We start from the raw sequence: 16,852 nt of genomic DNA on the forward strand, positions 1-16,852 counted from the left end.
ACCAAGTGAACGTGATCTGGCTGAATATTTAATTCCAAGACTTCACAATCTTTTATATTGCACAAAATGTAGATCGAGCGGTAAAGCTCCTTACCTACATTACCTTTCAAGATCTTAAATCTATACTTCGGCGTCCATACTATGTGGTATTTACAACGCCAATATACATGTGATGAACTTCTGTAGTCGCCCATGTTTTTAGTTTCCTCTTACTTGTGGTGAATAAGAGACTTACTTCTAACATGGGCATTCCTTCGGGCAATAGCCCCAAGGGACAATCACCACCGCCCTAGGCGGTGGTTTAGAGCTGACAATAAAAAAGGCCCTGATTAGGGCCTTTTGTGTTGGTTTAATCTCGATAATACGATTATTTATCAAGGTAGTGACGAATCGATTGTTCGATACCTTGCGCATCTAAACCTAGCATTTGATGCAATTGATCTTGTGTGCCTTGAACGACAAATTCATCCGGTAGGCCAAGGTTCAGCACTGGCTTGATGAGTTTTTCTTTCATCATAAATTCAACCACACCAGCACCCGCACCGCCAGCAATGGCGTTTTCTTCAAGAGTAACTAACACGTCGTGCTCGGCTGCGAGTTGGCGAATCAAGTCTTCATCCAGCGGTTTGACAAAACGCATGTCAGCGACCGTGGCATTGAGCGTTTCAGCGGCGCTCAAAGCATTTGGCAAGAAAGTACCAAAGTTCAGAATTGCGACTTTTTCACCGCTTCTGACGATGCGGCCTTTACCGATTTCAAGCGCGGTAAATTCGGTTTCGATGGTTGCGCCGCAGCCACTGCCGCGCGGGTAGCGCACTGCACTTGGGCCCTGGTGTTGATGGCCAGTGTAGAGCATCTGACGACACTCATTTTCATCGCTTGGCGCCATGATCACCATGTTGGGAATGCAGCGCATAAAGCTTAGGTCAAACGCACCTTGGTGAGTTTGGCCATCGGCGCCGACCAAACCTGCGCGGTCGATTGCAAACATTACGGGTAAATCCATGATCGCAACATCGTGGATCAGTTGGTCATAACCACGCTGCAGAAAGGTGGAGTAAATTGCCACAATTGGCTTGTTACCCGCAATCGCCATACCGGTTGCTAGCGTAACCGCGTGTTGCTCGGCAATCGCGACATCAAAATACTGCTCTGGATACTCCTTTGAAAAGCGTACCATGCCAGAACCTTCGCGCATTGCTGGTGTAATCGCCATTAGGCTTGAGTCTTGCTCTGCCATATCACACAGGAAGTCGCCAAACACTTTAGAAAACGTTGGCTTATCGCTGGTGCTTTTTGGTAGGCTGTCATTGTTCGGGGCAAATTTAGGCACGGCGTGATAACCGATCGGATCTTTCTCCGCTGGCTCATAGCCTTTGCCTTTTTTAGTCATGATATGCAAAAACTGCGGACCTTTAAGTTCGCGCATGTTTTTCAGCGTTTTCACCAGTTCATTCACGTCATGACCGTCGACTGGGCCGATGTAGTTAAAGCCCAATTCTTCAAACAGAGTGCCTGGTACCACCATGCCTTTGAGGTGTTCTTCGGTGCGTCTCACCAGCTCTTTGATCGGCGGAACACCGGAAAGCACTTTCTTACCGCCTTCGCGAATCGAGGTGTAGAAGTTACCAGAGAGCAATTGAGCAAGATGGTTATTCAGCGCGCCAACGTTTTCCGAAATCGACATTTCGTTATCGTTGAGGATAACCAGCATGTCGGCGTGCACATCGCCGGCGTGGTTCATGGCTTCAAACGCCATACCTGCTGTGATAGCGCCATCACCAATTACGCTCACCACTTTACGATCTTGACCTTCTTTACCGGCACTGATGGCAAGGCCAAGCGCCGCGCTGATTGATGTCGAAGAGTGACCGACCGATAGCGTGTCGTATTCACTCTCTTCACGCCAAGGGAAAGGGTGCAAGCCGTCTTTTTGACGAATGGTGTTCATTTGATGGCGGCGACCGGTCAGAATTTTGTGCGGATACGCTTGGTGGCCTACATCCCAAATCAGCTTATCAAAAGGGGTGTTATAGACGTAGTGAAGCGCCACTGTCAGTTCGACAGTGCCTAATCCCGATGCCAAATGCCCACTGGTTTGGCTGACGGAGTTGAGCAAATAGGTGCGCAATTCGTCGCACAGCGTTGGCAAGGTCTCTTTGGGAAGCTTGCGTAATTCATCAGGTGTGTTGGTCAACGCCAACGTTGGATATTTTGAAATATCAAGAGTCATATATAATGCGCGCTTATAGTGTTAGTTTTTGCGCTCGATGACATATCGGGCGAACTCTTCCAGTCGCTCAGTATTGTAAGGGATCGCCGACAGTGCTTGAAGTGCTTCCTCTAACAGAGCTCGAGCTTTATTAATGGCACCGTCTAGCCCCAACAGCGCTGGGTAGGTGCTTTTGTTCAGTTCTTGGTCAGAACCTTGCGGTTTACCAAGAGTTTCAGTGTCGCTGATTATATCTAAGATATCGTCTTGAACTTGAAACGCCAAGCCAATAGCGTCAGAAAAACGGTCAAGTTGAGGTAAAATTTCCACCCCTTTGCTGCCAGCCGCCAGTGCGCCTAAGCGGATCGCGCATTTCATTAGTGCGCCGGTTTTGTTGCGATGAATCTGTTGCAATTCATCTAAGCTAACTTGACGATTTTCAGCCGCGAGATCAAGTGCTTGTCCTAAACACATGCCTTGCGCGCCCGATGCATTGGCCAGCGCTTGGACCATCTTTATACGTTGAGATTCACCCGATTCGCTCAGTGGTCCTTCCGCTAAAATAGTAAATGCCAAGGTTTGCAGCGCATCGCCAGTCAAAATGGCGGTCGCTTCATCAAACTTAATGTGACATGTGCTTTGACCACGGCGCAGGTCGTCATCGTCCATAGCCGGTAAATCGTCATGGATCAGCGAATAGGCGTGAATGCACTCGACCGCTGAAGCAGGTGTATCCAATGACTCAAGATCACAGCCAAGCATTTGCCCGGTGATGTAGACCAAATACGGACGCGCGCGTTTGCCGCCCAACAATAGCCCGTAGCGCATTGCTTGCAGCAAGGGTTGATCTTGATGAGGAAACTGGCTTAACCAATGGTCAAGCTGGCTGTTATTGCGTTGCTGAAGGGTAGTTAAAGACTCAATCATGGCACGAACTTCTTGTCTCGATTATTCAGATTGAGTGTCAAAATCACTCAATGGCGCATCGTCATCATTCTGCAGCAGAATGCTGACTCGTTGCTCCGCTTCAGTCAGTTTTACTTGTCCTGAGCGTGCTAAGGCAATGCCACGTTCAAACTTCTTCAAAGCATCGTCAAGTGACAGATCGCCCGCCTCTAATTGTTCAACCAGCGTATCGAGTTCCTCGATGGTGGCTTCAAAGGTCATGTTTTCCGGTTTCTTGCTCGCCATAATAGTACTTGATTAGGAAAGATGGACGAAAGTTACCTTAGGCATAGAGGATGGTCAAATGTATCGCGCCAAATTTATCAGAAAAATCGTAGTTGTCCGATTTTGTGTTGGCTCATGGAGTTTATTACAACGCAATCGACTAAGAGTGGTTTATAGTGATTAGGGATAATTAGGTTTTGGCATGACTAACAGAATTTAATAAAACATTAAAGATCTTAAGATGTTGCCGATATACTGGATGAGACGTTTAATTTTTTAGCATGAGGGGTGCTTTGTGGATTTAGCAACGCTGCTAGGGCTGGTTGGCGGGTTTGCTTTCGTCGTTATGGCCATGGTGCTAGGCGGAAGCATTATGATGTTTGTCGACGTCACTTCTATTTTGATCGTTGTCGGTGGCTCTACCTTCGTGGTCTTGATGAAATTTACCATGGGACAATTCTTTGGCGCGGCGAAAATTGCTGGCAAAGCGTTCATGTTCAAAGCCGATAACCCAGAAGATTTGATTGCGAAAGTAGTTGAGATGGCGGACGCAGCTCGTAAAGGCGGTTTCCTCGCCTTAGAAGAGATGGAAATCAGCAACAGCTTTATGCAAAAAGGCATCGACTTACTTGTGGATGGTCACGATGCCGATGTGGTACGCGCTGCGCTGCAAAAAGATATTGCCCTCACTGATGAACGCCATGAAGCTGGTGCCGGCGTTTTTCGCGCTTTTGGTGATGTGGCGCCTGCAATGGGCATGATCGGTACTTTGATCGGTCTGGTTGCGATGCTGTCTAACATGGATGACCCTAAATCTATCGGTCCTGCAATGGCGGTGGCACTTTTAACCACGCTTTATGGCGCGGTATTATCGAACATGGTTTTCTTTCCCATCGCCGATAAACTCTCTTTGCGCCGCGAACAAGAAAAGCTCAATCGCCGCTTAATTATGGATGGTGTATTGGCGATTCAAGACGGACAAAACCCTCGTGTGATTGATGGCTATCTGAAAAACTATCTCAATGAAGGTAAACGCGTGCTTGATGTCGATAACGAGTAGGTAATCGGTATGGATGAAGAAAACAAAAAATGTCCGCCTCCCGGCCTGCCGCTGTGGATGGGGACGTTTGCGGACTTGATGTCACTCTTGATGTGCTTTTTCGTACTGCTGCTGTCGTTTTCGGAAATGGACGTATTGAAGTTCAAACAGATCGCCGGTTCGATGAAGTTCGCGTTTGGTGTGCAAAACCGTTTAGAAGTGAAAGACATTCCCAAAGGTACTAGCATTATCGCGCAAGAGTTTCGCCCTGGCCGCCCTGAGCCAACGCCGATTGACGTTATCATGCAGCAAACCATGGACATCACTCAGCAAACGCTGGAGTTTCATGAAGGTGAATCGGATAGGGCAGGTGGTACTCAGCGTGAAGCGGGCAAATTGACCGGCGGTGAATCGCCTGAAACCTCAACTCAAACCAATCAGAATTCTCAAACTGACTCGCCGCAGCAACAGTCTCAATCCCAATCGCAGTCCCAAGAGAACCAAGAGTTGCAAGAGAAGATTAAAAAAGCGCTGCAGCAAGAGATCGACCAAGGAGCTATAGAAGTAGAAAACCTTGGCCAACAGTTGGTGATTCGTATTCGTGAAAAAGGCGCATTTCCGGAAAACTCTGCTTTCTTACAGCCGAAATTTAGGCCGCTGGTTAGGCAAATTGCGGACTTAGTGAAAGACGTCCCGGGCATCGTGCGTGTTTCTGGTCATACGGATAACCAGCGTTTGGACTCGGAGTTGTATCGCTCAAACTGGGATCTCTCTTCTCAGCGTGCGGTCTCGGTTGCACAAGAGATGGAAAAAGTACCTGGTTTTTCACATCAGCGTCTGCGCGTTCGCGGCATGGCGGATACCGAACCGCTGGGGCCAAACGATACTGAAGTCGAACGCGCACGTAATCGCCGCGTTGAAATCAGTATCATGCAAGGTGAGCCACTATATAGTGACGAAGTGCCTTCGGTGCCTGAAACGCCAAACCCTTGATAAGGCAAGTAAATCAATAAAGAATCAAAGGCGAGCGACATGCTCGCCTTTTTTATGCGCAATTCATCATGTATAATTCTGCGCCCTTAATGGCGCGTGATTGTCGGCGAGTGCAAATCCTGACTCACGGTTTAATGTTTGCGAAACTAACTTGCGAAAGAAACTATGAAATTTATTGTTAAACCCCATCCAGAAATTTTTGTTAAAAGTGAATCGGTGCGTAAGCGCTTCACTAAGATTCTTGAAAGCAATATTCGCAATATCATTAAGCGTGAAACGCAATCGGTCGCGGTATTTAACCGCCGTGATCATATTGAGGTGACGTCAGAGTCGTCTGAATATTATCAACAGACCTTGAGTATTTTGACTCGCACGCCGGGAATCCATCATGTGCTTGAAGTTCAGCAATCTGAATTTAAAGATTTGCACGATATTTACGAGCAAGTCTTGGCGCTGAGTGGTAAAAGCATCGAGAACAAAACCTTTGTGGTACGTGCCAAACGTCGTGGTAAGCATGACTTTACCTCAATTGAACTTGAGCGCTACGTTGGCGGCGGCTTAAACCAAGCGGTTGAGTCGGCATCTGTGAAACTGAAAAATCCAGATATCACAGTCAATGTTGAAGTGGCGGGTGACAAACTCAACCAGATCATTGGTCGTTACAAAGGCCTTGGCGGCTTCCCTCTTGGCACTCAAGAGGATGTATTGAGCCTGATTTCTGGTGGTTTTGACTCTGGCGTCTCGAGCTATCTGCATATCAAACGTGGCTCTAAAGTACATTACTGCTTCTTTAACCTTGGTGGTCCTGCTCACGAGATCGGCGTTAAGCAAGTCGCGCATTTCCTATGGAATAAATACGGCTCATCCGCCAAAGTGAAATTTATCGCCATCGATTTTGAACCTGTGGTGGCGCAAATTCTTGAAAATATCGATGACGGCCAAATGGGTGTGGTGCTGAAACGTATGTTTATGCGCGCAGCGGGTATGGTGGCTGATAAGTTCGCTATTGAAGCTTTGGTTACGGGCGAAGCGCTTGGTCAAGTTTCAAGCCAAACCTTGACTAACTTGCGCCATATTGACGGTGTCACCGATACTCTGATTCTGCGCCCACTGATTAACTGGGATAAAGAAGACATCATTAATCTGGCGCGTGAAATCGGCACCGAAGATTTCGCTAAAACCATGCCTGAGTACTGTGGCGTGATTTCGAAAAAGCCAACTGTAAAAGCGGTTAAGCATAAACTGGAAGCGGAAGAGCAGAACTTTGATTTTGCTGTGCTAGAGCAAGTTGTGCGTGATGCGCGAGTGATGGACATTCGTGATATTGCCAAAGAATCTCAGCAAGTAGCGCCAGAAGTCGAATTAGTCGAAGCGGTTGAAGAGCACGCAGTCGTGCTGGATATTCGCGGCCCAGAAGAAGAAGAGCATAACCCGCTTGAAATTGATGGTGTGGAAGTGAAGCACCTGCCGTTTTACAAGCTGGGCACCCAATTTGGCGATCTCGACCAGAGCAAGACGTATTTGCTTTATTGTGAGCGCGGCGTGATGAGTCGCTTGCAGGCGTTGTATCTGCAAGAGCAAGGGTTTGCAAACGTAAAAGTTTACCGCCCGTAAGCTGAAAATAAAGGCTATAAGCCGCTTGCCGTAAGGTAGGCGGTTTTTTTTATTCTTCGCTTAGGGCGGCGAAAGGAGTTCGGCAGTGAACAGGTTGTTCGGTAAGGAACAAAAAATAAAAAAACACCGCCAATAGGCGGTGCTAAAAAAATTTGACAGACAGGTCAAAAAATAAATACAGGAAGTATACGTTTTGTTTCCCGGATTAAAGAAACAAAACAATGGTAGAAATCTACCTAACTCGAAAACCGAGTTTGCAAACACAACATCGCAATAACTAAGCCAATTGATTCAGAGAACCAAGCCGTTCAGGCTAGCGATTGCGGGATGAAATATAGAATTTCTCTGGTCGCTAGACAACGGACATTTTATAATGTTTCACATAAAAAAAACTAATCGATTATAAAGAGTGACCTATGTCTAGAAGATTGCCACCTCTAAACTCCCTACGCGTCTTTGAAGCAGCGGCTCGGCACTTAAGTTTTACCCGTGCTGCGGAAGAGCTGTTTGTGACCCAAGCGGCGGTAAGCCACCAAATTAAAGCGCTGGAAGAATTTCTCGGCTTAAAATTGTTTCGCCGCCGTAACCGTTCTTTGCTGCTCACCGAAGAGGGGCAAAGTTATTTTCTCGACATCAAAGATATTTTTACCTCACTGGCTGAAGCCACAGATAAAGTATTGGAACGCAGCGAAAAAGGCACCCTGACCATCAGCCTGCCTCCAAGCTTTGCGATTCAGTGGTTAGTTCCTCGTTTGGCAGACTTTAATCAACAAGAGCCAGATATCGATGTGCGAATTAAAGCGGCGGACATGGAAGAGGGGTCGTTAACCGACGATGTCGATGTAGCGATTTATTATGGGCGCGGTCATTGGTCTGGTTTACGCGCCGATAAACTGTATCAAGAATTCCTGATTCCGCTATGCTCGCCATCATTGCTGCTGGGCAACAAATCGTTAGAAACCTTGGCGGATTTAAAACATCACACCTTGCTCCATGACACTTCACGAAAAGACTGGAAACAGTTTGTCAAAGAGAACCACCTTGATGGTGTTAATGTTAATCATGGGCCGATTTTTAGTCACTCGACCATGGTGCTGCAGGCAGCAGCGCACGGCCAAGGTATCGCATTGGGTAATAACGTACTGGCTCAACCAGAAATGGACGCTGGGCGTTTGATTGCGCCTTTTGATCAAGTGTTGATGACCAAAAATGCGTTTTACGTGGTATGCCATGAAAAGCAGGCGGATACTGGTAGAATAGCGACATTTCGTGATTGGATGTTAGCCAAAGCTCAAAGCGAACAGGAGGAGTTACTCGATGACGCAATTATTGATTGATGGCAAATCTCATCAGCCAGTGTTTATTTTTGCCCATGGCGCTGGTGCTGGCATGGAGCATGATTTTATGGTGGCGGTGGCGAAAGGCCTCGCCGAGAAGGGGATTCGAGTTATTCGCTTTAATTTCCCGTATATGGTCAAGCGTGGCGAGGATGGTAAGAAACGTCCGCCGGATCGCGCGCCTAAGCTCCTTGAAGCGTTTGAGCAACTGATCGATACCTTGGCAGAACAGAAAGTTGTGATTGGCGGCAAATCTATGGGTGGGCGCATGGCGAGCCATCTTGAGCATTTACCGCAAGTCGCTGGCATTGCTTGTCTCGGCTTTCCGTTTCATCCGCCGGGGAAACCAGAGAACTTCAAAGGTGAGCATTTGGCATCGATGAGCAAGCCTTGTTTGATTTTACAAGGCGAGCGCGACACTTTTGGTACCAAAGCCGAATGCCAGCATTTCGAATTGTCACCTCAAGTTCGCTTAGCGTTTTTGCCCGATGGTGACCATAGCTTCAAACCTCGCAAGAGCTCAGGTTATACCGAGCAAGACAACATTGACTTAGCCGTAGCGCAACTGAGTGCGTTTATTTTTGAGGTCTACGATGAGAATTAGAAACTTATTGGTATTTGGCGGTGCGTTTGCCGGGGTTGCGGTGGCACTTGGCGCGTTTGCCGCCCACGGTTTGAAAAAAACATTGACGCCATATTTGCTTGGCGTGTTTGAAACCGGAGTGCATTACCAATTTTTGCATGCGCTGGCGATCATTGGCTGTGCGATACTTTTGCGTCTTTCCTTACCGCTCAAAGCACAAAAAGCGTTTTTTGCTGCGGCGATTTGCTTTATCATCGGCGTCTTTTGTTTTAGTGGCAGTCTGTATGCTCTGGCATTGACTGGCATTAAATGGTTTGGCCCCATTACGCCGCTTGGCGGTTTGCTGTTTATCGTCGGTTGGGGGCTATTTATTTACGCGGCGTTACAGATCAAAGAGGATAACAAGTGAAACATCTGATGCTTTATTGCCGAGCGGGTTTTGAAAAAGACTGCGCTGGTGAAATTCAAGATAAGGCCAATCAATTGGAGATTTTTGGATTTCCTCGTGTGAAGTCGAATTCAGGGTATGTTTTGTTTGAGTGTTATCAACACGGCGATGCAGCAAAACTGCAGCAAAGCATCGATTTCCAAAGCCTGATTTTCGCGCGGCAAATGTTTGCGGTTGCTGAAGAGTTCATTGATCTGCCATCTGAAGACCGCTTGTCGCCGATCTTGCACAGTTTAGAGCAACACGACGATTTTCCAGTCTGTGGTGATATTCGCGTTGAAACCCCCGATACTAACCAAGCCAAAGAGCTGCTGAAGTTCTGCCGCAAATTTACGGTACCTGCGCGCCAAGCGCTGCGTGGTAAAGGTATTTTGCTGAAAAAAGAGCACAGCAAAAAGCCAGTGGTGCATATTTGTTTTGTCGCACCGGGTCACTGCTTTGTTGGATACTCGGTGCCGGGCAACAATTCGTCCTTTTTCATGGGCATTCCTAGATTGAAATTCCCATCGGAAGCGCCAAGCCGTTCGACCCTAAAACTTGAAGAAGCGTTTCACGTGTTTATTCCGCGTAATGAATGGGATGATCGTTTGGCGCCCGGGATGTGGGCGGTTGATTTGGGCGCGTGCCCGGGTGGTTGGACTTATCAATTGGTTAAGCGCTCGATGTTCGTGCACGCGATCGATAACGGTATGATGGCCGACAGTTTGATGGAAACAGGGCAGGTTACCCACCATCAAGTCGACGGGTTTAAGTTTGAACCCGTACGTAAAAATGTCACTTGGTTGGTGTGCGATATGATCGAAAAACCATCACGTGTGGCGCAGCTCATGGGTGAATGGATCATCAGTGGCTGGGCAAAAGAGGCGATATTCAACCTTAAACTGCCGATGAAAGGTCGCTATGAAGAAGTGGCCGAAGACATCGATAACCTGAAACTGTTTTTGAAACAGCACGGGGTGAAATTTAAGCTTCAAGCCAAGCATCTGTACCACGACCGTGAAGAAGTGACGGTGCATGTGCAGTGCCTGTCTAATATCTCGCCACATTAATGGTGACAGAATAAAAAAGCGCGGGTTTTGACTCGCGCTTTTTTGTGGCTGAAAACTTTTGCGAATGGATAAGGGCGAGCTTTAGCTCGGGGCCTGAAAACGAATATCTTGCAGATTAAAGCCAAGTTCGATATCGGTTTTAAGCGACGCAACTTGTTTGCAGATCCTTGCCATTTCAATATGTTGGTCAAACTTCTTGCGATATTTTTCTGCCAGATCCGGGCTTTGGTATGCTTGTTCAATAGATTCAAATTGCGTCAGTATTTCTTTGGCCGCTTTTGGCCCGACGCCAGCAATGCCTGGCACTTGGCTTGAGCTAATTCCGGTTAGCCCCCAGTAATCGGCGAGCTGCTCAGGCTTTACGCCAAACTCGGCGGCAATAAACGGCGCATCAAGCCAACGGTTTTGAAAGTAGTCACGAATTTGCAGAGTTGGTGACAGCAACTGACAATAGCCTTTATCGGTGGAAATGATGGTCACTTTCTCGTTGTGCTGCGCCACTTTGACCGCTAGGGTCGCCACCAAATCATCGGCCTCATCGCCTTCAGACAACAATGAATCAATCCCCAATTGCCACCAAGCCTGTTGAATGTCATCCAAACCATGCAGCAAAGGCTCGGGCATCGGTTTACGATTTTGTTTATAGGTCGGTAAAATCTCAGCGCGCCAGCCGCGGTCTTGCAGGTGATGGTCAAACACCGCAATGATATGAGTCGGTTGAGCTTCGGAAATAATGCGCCGTAGAGTGCGAGATGTGGTTTCAATGGTGCGCGGAATATCTTGCGGGTCCGGTTGAGCGGAATGGACGCGACGAATCAGGTTAAGCGCATCGATGATCACTAGGTGAATAGACATAAATTTCCAAAGCGTAAGTGTGCAGATAACAAAAGGGGCCAGTTGGCCCCTATTTTAAAACAAATGCTCAGCGCTTCAACCCGTTAGGATTGAGGTGCAATTTTATAGCATGGTACGTAATCACTGCCACCTGGCAATTTCATACGATGTTGGTCGACAAAGTCACGCAGCAGTTTGTCCATTTTAAGCATCAGGCGAGCATCGCCATCAATAATAAATGGGCCGTGTTTTTCGATTTCTCGAATCCCTTCCGCTTTGACATTCCCTGCCACAATGCCAGAAAACGCTTGGCGCAGCGCCGCGGCCAGTTTGTCGGCGGGCTGGTCTAAGTGTAAATCAAGGGCAGCCATGCTCTCATGGGTTGGCTCAAATGGCATTTGGAATTCTGGCGCTATGGTCAGTGACCAATTGAAGCTGTAGGCATCACCATGAATCTTACGATGCTCACGCACCTGCGGCATCGCTTGTTTTAAGACGCGCGCCACTTTCGCCGGGTCATCAATGACGATCTGGTAGTGTTTTTGCGCCTCAGCGCCAAGAGTTTCGCCGATGAACTCATCAATCGAGCGGAAGTAGGCTTCGCTCTCTTTAGGGCCGGTTAGAACAATTGGCATCGGTTGGTCGATGTTTTCCGGATGCATCATGATGCCGAGGATATATAGCAGCTCTTCAGCGGTGCCCGGGCCACCTGGGAAAATCACAATACCGTGACCAAGACGAACAAACGCTTCGAGACGTTTTTCGATGTCCGGCATGATCACCAGTTCATTAACGATCGGGTTTGGCGGCTCAGCAGCGATGATTGAAGGTTCGGTTAGGCCGAGATAGCGCTGCTCGGTATAACGTTGTTTGGCATGACCAATCGCCGCCCCTTTCATTGGGCCTTCCATCGCGCCCGGACCACAACCAGTACAGACATTCAGTTCGCGCAGGCCAAGTTCGTTACCTACTTCGCGGGTGTACTGATATTCAATTGGATTAATTGAGTGACCACCCCAGCACACCACGAGGTTCGGAGTGATGCCAGGAATAATGGTTCCGGCGTTACGCAAAATGCCAAAAACCAAGTTGGTGATATGGGTTGAGTTGGTCAGATTGAGACGCTGACTGTCGGCCAAATGCATATTGACGTAAACGATGTCGCGCAACACAGAAAACAGATGTTCTTGAATCCCTTTGATGATTTCACCGTCAACAAAAGCGTGTTCAGGCGGATTGATCAATTCGAGTTTGATACCGCGTTCGCGGCTCAGTACGTTGACATCAAATGATTGATATTTATCGAGTAATTCTTTGGAGTTATCGGTGTGGCTACCAGAGTTCAATACCGCGAGCGTACAGTTACGGTAAAGTTGATAGAGGTCTCTATCATTGGTGGCGGTCTTCTTTAAACGTTCAACTTCGAGTTGCGAAAGCAAATCCATGCTGCCAGCTGGACTGATATGGGTGATCATAATGACCTCCTTTTCCTGAAAAGGAACGCACCTGAGCGATGCTGTTATTGTTGGTACATCAACTAGCTTAGCAGAGAAAGGATCAAGCAGACAACATAACTTCTTGATATTACTGAATCAAATTTGAATCTATCGATAGGTTAGTCGCTGGAATGCCAAACCAGTTGATTGGTGCCTTTGCGTTTGGCTTGGCTGAGATTGGTATTGAGTCGATCAAGAACAGTTTCCGGTGTGTCGTTGTCTGAAAACATCGTACTAACCGCTGATGCGGTGATGATGATACTTTGCTCTTTAAACTTGAACGGCAGTTTGGAGACTTGGCGTTGAATGGTTTGAATCAGTTTATAACCGTCGCTGCTGCTTCGGTCAGGCAAAATAATCGCGAATTCTTGGCCGGAGAAGCGAGCCAGAACTTCATGCTCGTTGAGCTCTTTACTTATGGTTCGGACAATAATTTTCAGCGCTTTATCGCCAGCAGAATAACCAAAGCTTTCGTTAATCGCTTTGAAATTATCAATGTCGAGTAGTACCACGCGCAGCGGGTTCTGTTTACGAATCCATTTGCGATACTCCAGCTCAAGCCTTTCAATAAATGCGTTCCGGTTATACGCCTTGGTCAAAGGATCAAGCTGCATTTTTTGTGACTGTAGCTCCAAGCGGCGGCGGTAATCTTGGGTTAACTCGTAGAGTGATTCGAGCTGATTATTGCTGTTGTACATACGTGCAATTAAGGCTTGCTCGCGTTGTTCTGTGACTTGTAACCGCTCGGAAAGTGTCGCGATTTTATCCAGCAGCGGGCTAATGTTCGTTTTTAGCCCCTCTAAGGTCACCGCGTTAGACACGGTTAGGTGCGAGCGTTGAACGATGTTGTTGAGTTCTTGCGAGGTGATTTGGCGCTGCTGAAAATAGCTTTGGGTTTGATCTAGGCTCTGCGCGGCAGATTTCAAATTATTGGCCAGTGTGGTGTTTACCTGAGCAAGAAATTGCTCTGAGGTTTTACGTTCAAACTTGGTGGCTTCGACCACCAGTTTTAGGGTCTGCAGCGTGATTTCAAGCAGCGACTGGCTATTTAGCCCAAGCAGTAACTTAGCGCGAATCTCAAGCAGCATCTCACCCGATTCGCCTTCAAAGTCGAGTTCAGTGATGAGGTGTTGCAGTTCAGTACTGAGTTTGCTGAGAAGCTCTTTCTCTGAACTGCTAGCAAGATCGTCAATGGTGCTGTCAGGGTTAGCTGCGATGATCTTAATCGTACGCTCATAAATACTCAGCAGTTTAACTAAGTGATCTGATTGATTGAGCGCTAAACCATTGGAGTAACTGAGTAAATCGCGAAGATCACGCTTAACTTTGGCCGGTAAGCCGTTGACACGCAGCAAGGCTTCGCCGCTGTGCTTAACTTGATTGTCGAGCTGATGTGTGTGTTTTTCCATCGCGATGGCTTGTTGTTTTAATAAACGTTCAAGTACGGCGATTTTAGGAATAAGATCACTGACGTCTTTTTTCTGTTCGAGTGCTTGGCACAGTTCGCTGAGACTTTGGTTTAATCTAGGGTTGTCTTTATCACACTGATTGATGCTTAATGACGTAATCATTCGGCGTAGCACTTTTTGCTCGCGCTGATATTTGAATGAACTGTCTCGCTGCGTTAAACGTGCGTGTTCAAGCTGCTGCTGTAGAGCTGTTAATTGTTTTTGAAGGTCTTGCTCGAGAACGCCCATTAAATAAACTTTTTAACCACTAGATGACTAACAACGGTATCTATACTGCATTCGATAATATCAAATTAAAAAACCGCGTCACCTATAAAGCTTACTGTTTGTAGAGGTTTTAGTCATCTTTTAGCAGTTTTTTGAGCGCTTCCTCATTCTGATAGGAAGAATGTACTTTTATCAGCCCTTGACTGAGAGAGTGTTTGCACGCTTTGCGAATGTTGCCAGTGGCTAAACTGGCCGCCGGAGCATTTTCAATGGCCTTGAGATACACCCACTGGCTGGTTTGTTCTTGCATCGCCAGAGTGCGCGCTGCGCTGGTCGCCATCAGTAAAATATCCAACAGCTCTCGGTCATTAATCGCGGTATAGGCGCGTGGCAGGAACGGGTAATCCGCCAAGCCAACGCGAATGATGCGGTCCAAATTGCGCTGCGGCAGAAAGCCTTCAATCCATTGATGAATTTTATCGACTAACTGCTGCGGATCGCGGTCGCGATCGGTATTGGGTTCAATGTATAAAAAGTTTGAATCGGAGAAATGGTAAATCCGCGCCGGCTCTTCAATGCGTTCTTTCATGTAATCGCCAAACGCTTTTTCCAGCTTGAGCCCTTCTTCATAGCCGTGCTTAAGATAGATGTTACGCATAAACGGCACGTCGATCATCGCAAACTGTAAGCGGTCATTGAGTGGCTCATTGATCAGCTCACCGATGTGCCAGCGTTCAAACTTGTCACTACTTTGCTCTAGAGATTGTGGCAGTTTGATGTTGAGCATGCGCAGGTTATTAAGCCCAGAGCGAGAGTGAGTGAACAATCGTTGGGTTAAATCACCAATGCTTTCCTTGCTCTCTTTAAGCAACTGGCCGCGGCGCAGCATCAGCAAAAAGAACAGCGTGGCACCGATAAACAGTGCAAATGACACTTTTTGGAATTTTTGAAAGTCACTGGTGACTTTATTGAGCTGATTTTGCTGCGCAGTGATGTGTAAACGTTGTTCTATAAACTCTTTTTGCTGGCGAAATGCATCTTCGCTAATTAGGTTAAGCTGGCGCTGCTCTATGGTTGCCAGCGCATTGTACTGCTCAAGGTTATTGAGTGCTTTGTCGTACTGGGCATTTTGCTCATAGGCGAGATACAGAAGACGGTAAGCGTGTTGTTGTAAACTTAAGTCATTCTCTTTGATCGCAATTCCAAGTGCCTGTTTGGCGTAATCGACCGCTTGCGGCGCCAATTTTTGGTTGTATGACAACCCCGACTCAAGCAACAGTGACTCCGCTTTGAGTTTAGGTAGGTTAGTTTGAGATAGTAATTCTCTGGCTCGCTCAAGATATTGTTCGGCAAGTGGAATGTTATATAGGTTCAGATAAGTTTTCGCGAGCGAGAGGCGAATATCGATGACGTCGCCAATGTTGCTTTTGGCGTCTTCGTGATCGATGACATTGAAATAGTGCACCAGCGCCAAGTTGTATTTACCTTGGTGGTAATAGACATCGCCCATCAGCTTCAACACTGGGGGCAGCGCAGGAGAGTTGGTGTAATTGTCATAAAAGTCAGCAGCCTGAAGTAAGTGGTCGATGGCTTTATCCAACACTTTACGCTCGAAAAACAGCTGGGCCAGCAAGCAGTTAACTTTAGCAAGCTCGGCGCTGGCGTTTTCCTCAATCGCGCTCCAATAGGCAATGAGCAGCTCAGATAACGCTTTGTTGTAGAGCTTATGGTTGAGCAAATGGCGGCCGATGGCGGTGTGGTAATCAATCGCGATGGTCGGAGATTGTACGTGGTTTATGTAATCAGCTTGGGCGGCATAGAGACGGTCGGCGACCAGAATATCGTTATCATAGGAGGCAATCTCAGCCGCCAACATATTCATTTGATAGTGAATGCCTTTGGCCAGTTGCTCGGTATTTTCGACTTTACGGAATTCTTGTTCGACACTGGAAAGGGCACGCTGAGCTTCACGGGAGTTGTGATCATCAAGCCAGCGCAGACGAATCATCAAAATACGTGTGCGCAGATGTTGAAAGGGTAGCGTGTGGCTGGCTGCCATTTCTTCTGCACGCTCGAGCAGCTTCTTCGCAAAAGCCTGGTTGCCTAAGTTAAATTCCGCTTGAGCTAAGATTTGCAGTGCTTCTACAGTACCGCCTGGCGTGCGAATACGGCTGTCGGTCTCTTCACGGCTCATTGCCGTTGGGCCTTTGTCATCGTCTGATGCCAATTTTCGCTGGGTTAAGTAACCATCTGCTAGCTGTTTAGATTGCTGCGGAACGATCTCTAGCAAACTGGCCGCTTCATTGAGCACCGGTGAAGAATAGAGAATCGCCGCTTTGGCAGCAGAGAAGCTTAACGCATACAGCAGGACGATAACGATCCAGCGAAAAGAGTGCATTTG

Annotated in this window: 15 protein-coding genes; 7 read left to right on the forward strand and 8 right to left on the reverse strand. The window is 47.4% G+C overall.

Going from position 1 to position 16,852, the window contains the following annotated elements; all coding sequences use genetic code 11:
• The 4 genes from tnpA to xseB form a co-directional block, all read right to left on the reverse strand.
• The coding region (tnpA, locus tag BLS03_RS23625) for an IS200/IS605 family transposase (protein WP_143015683.1) at window positions 1-194 on the reverse strand (194 nt) is incomplete at its 3' end.
• A gap of 173 nt (window positions 195-367) precedes the next feature.
• Window positions 368-2,233, reverse strand: coding sequence for a 1-deoxy-D-xylulose-5-phosphate synthase (gene dxs, locus BLS03_RS23630; RefSeq protein ID WP_093279328.1), 1,866 nt, complete (start codon window positions 2,231-2,233; stop codon window positions 368-370).
• A 21-nt stretch (window positions 2,234-2,254) separates the two neighbouring features.
• Complete coding sequence (ispA, locus tag BLS03_RS23635) at window positions 2,255-3,139, reverse strand: (2E,6E)-farnesyl diphosphate synthase (RefSeq protein WP_093279329.1); 885 nt, start codon at window positions 3,137-3,139, stop codon at window positions 2,255-2,257.
• Window positions 3,140-3,160: 21 nt separating this feature from the next.
• On the reverse strand, window positions 3,161-3,403 hold the full coding sequence (gene xseB / locus BLS03_RS23640; protein ID WP_093279330.1) for an exodeoxyribonuclease VII small subunit: 243 nt from the start codon (window positions 3,401-3,403) through the stop codon (window positions 3,161-3,163).
• A gap of 274 nt (window positions 3,404-3,677) precedes the next feature.
• Here xseB and pomA point away from each other — a divergent pair, with 274 nt between their 5' ends.
• From pomA to rlmM, 7 genes are all read left to right on the forward strand, one after another.
• A complete protein-coding gene (pomA, locus tag BLS03_RS23645; protein ID WP_093279331.1) occupies window positions 3,678-4,442 on the forward strand; it encodes a flagellar motor protein PomA in 765 nt (254 codons plus the stop codon).
• A 9-nt stretch (window positions 4,443-4,451) separates the two neighbouring features.
• Entirely contained in the window at window positions 4,452-5,414 is a 963-nt protein-coding gene (locus BLS03_RS23650; protein WP_093279332.1) for a flagellar motor protein MotB, read from the forward strand.
• A 165-nt stretch (window positions 5,415-5,579) separates the two neighbouring features.
• Window positions 5,580-7,028, forward strand: coding sequence for a tRNA uracil 4-sulfurtransferase ThiI (gene thiI, locus BLS03_RS23655; RefSeq protein WP_093279333.1), 1,449 nt, complete (start codon window positions 5,580-5,582; stop codon window positions 7,026-7,028).
• A gap of 416 nt (window positions 7,029-7,444) precedes the next feature.
• Window positions 7,445-8,365 (forward strand): transcriptional regulator GcvA, encoded by a 921-nt coding sequence (locus BLS03_RS23660; RefSeq protein ID WP_093279334.1) that lies wholly within the window; start codon window positions 7,445-7,447, stop codon window positions 8,363-8,365.
• Complete coding sequence (locus tag BLS03_RS23665; protein ID WP_093279335.1) at window positions 8,346-8,969, forward strand: alpha/beta fold hydrolase; 624 nt, start codon at window positions 8,346-8,348, stop codon at window positions 8,967-8,969. The genes BLS03_RS23660 and BLS03_RS23665 overlap by 20 nt, the downstream gene beginning before the upstream one ends.
• Window positions 8,959-9,357, forward strand: coding sequence for a DUF423 domain-containing protein (locus tag BLS03_RS23670; protein WP_093279336.1), 399 nt, complete (start codon window positions 8,959-8,961; stop codon window positions 9,355-9,357). Before BLS03_RS23665 ends, BLS03_RS23670 begins: the two co-directional genes overlap by 11 nt.
• Window positions 9,354-10,445 carry a 23S rRNA (cytidine(2498)-2'-O)-methyltransferase RlmM gene (gene rlmM / locus BLS03_RS23675; RefSeq protein WP_093279337.1) on the forward strand — a complete coding sequence of 364 codons (1,092 nt, stop codon included), beginning with the start codon at window positions 9,354-9,356 and terminating at the stop codon, window positions 10,443-10,445. The genes BLS03_RS23670 and rlmM overlap by 4 nt, the downstream gene beginning before the upstream one ends.
• Window positions 10,446-10,526: 81 nt before the next feature.
• Here the strand turns inward: rlmM and xni are convergent, their stop codons facing one another.
• From xni to BLS03_RS23695, 4 genes are all read right to left on the reverse strand, one after another.
• On the reverse strand, window positions 10,527-11,300 hold the full coding sequence (gene xni, locus BLS03_RS23680; RefSeq protein ID WP_093279338.1) for a flap endonuclease Xni: 774 nt from the start codon (window positions 11,298-11,300) through the stop codon (window positions 10,527-10,529).
• 83 nt (window positions 11,301-11,383) lie between these two features.
• Window positions 11,384-12,754: a nucleotide 5'-monophosphate nucleosidase PpnN gene (gene ppnN / locus BLS03_RS23685; RefSeq protein ID WP_093279339.1), complete on the reverse strand. Its 1,371-nt coding sequence runs from the start codon at window positions 12,752-12,754 to the stop codon at window positions 11,384-11,386.
• 140 nt (window positions 12,755-12,894) lie between these two features.
• Complete coding sequence (locus tag BLS03_RS23690) at window positions 12,895-14,472, reverse strand: GGDEF domain-containing protein (RefSeq protein ID WP_093279340.1); 1,578 nt, start codon at window positions 14,470-14,472, stop codon at window positions 12,895-12,897.
• A gap of 109 nt (window positions 14,473-14,581) precedes the next feature.
• Entirely contained in the window at window positions 14,582-16,849 is a 2,268-nt protein-coding gene (locus BLS03_RS23695; protein ID WP_093279341.1) for a tetratricopeptide repeat-containing diguanylate cyclase, read from the reverse strand.
• Window positions 16,850-16,852 lie beyond the last annotated feature (3 nt).

The sequence above is a fragment of the Vibrio xiamenensis genome, assembly GCF_900100015.1.
GTDB classification, from domain to species: Bacteria; Pseudomonadota; Gammaproteobacteria; order Enterobacterales; family Vibrionaceae; genus Vibrio; species Vibrio xiamenensis.

Coding starts and splice junctions, on each gene's coding strand:
- dxs (WP_093279328.1), bottom strand. CDS start 2,233: ATGACTCTTGATATTTCAAAATATCCAACGTTGGCGTTGACCAACACA.
- ispA (WP_093279329.1), bottom strand. CDS start 3,139: ATGATTGAGTCTTTAACTACCCTTCAGCAACGCAATAACAGCCAGCTT.
- xseB (WP_093279330.1), bottom strand. CDS start 3,403: ATGGCGAGCAAGAAACCGGAAAACATGACCTTTGAAGCCACCATCGAG.
- BLS03_RS23650 (WP_093279332.1), top strand. CDS start 4,452: ATGGATGAAGAAAACAAAAAATGTCCGCCTCCCGGCCTGCCGCTGTGG.
- thiI (WP_093279333.1), top strand. CDS start 5,580: ATGAAATTTATTGTTAAACCCCATCCAGAAATTTTTGTTAAAAGTGAA.
- BLS03_RS23660 (WP_093279334.1), top strand. CDS start 7,445: ATGTCTAGAAGATTGCCACCTCTAAACTCCCTACGCGTCTTTGAAGCA.
- BLS03_RS23665 (WP_093279335.1), top strand. CDS start 8,346: ATGACGCAATTATTGATTGATGGCAAATCTCATCAGCCAGTGTTTATT.
- BLS03_RS23670 (WP_093279336.1), top strand. CDS start 8,959: ATGAGAATTAGAAACTTATTGGTATTTGGCGGTGCGTTTGCCGGGGTT.
- xni (WP_093279338.1), bottom strand. CDS start 11,300: ATGTCTATTCACCTAGTGATCATCGATGCGCTTAACCTGATTCGTCGC.
- ppnN (WP_093279339.1), bottom strand. CDS start 12,754: ATGATCACCCATATCAGTCCAGCTGGCAGCATGGATTTGCTTTCGCAA.
- BLS03_RS23690 (WP_093279340.1), bottom strand. CDS start 14,472: ATGGGCGTTCTCGAGCAAGACCTTCAAAAACAATTAACAGCTCTACAG.
- BLS03_RS23695 (WP_093279341.1), bottom strand. CDS start 16,849: ATGCACTCTTTTCGCTGGATCGTTATCGTCCTGCTGTATGCGTTAAGC.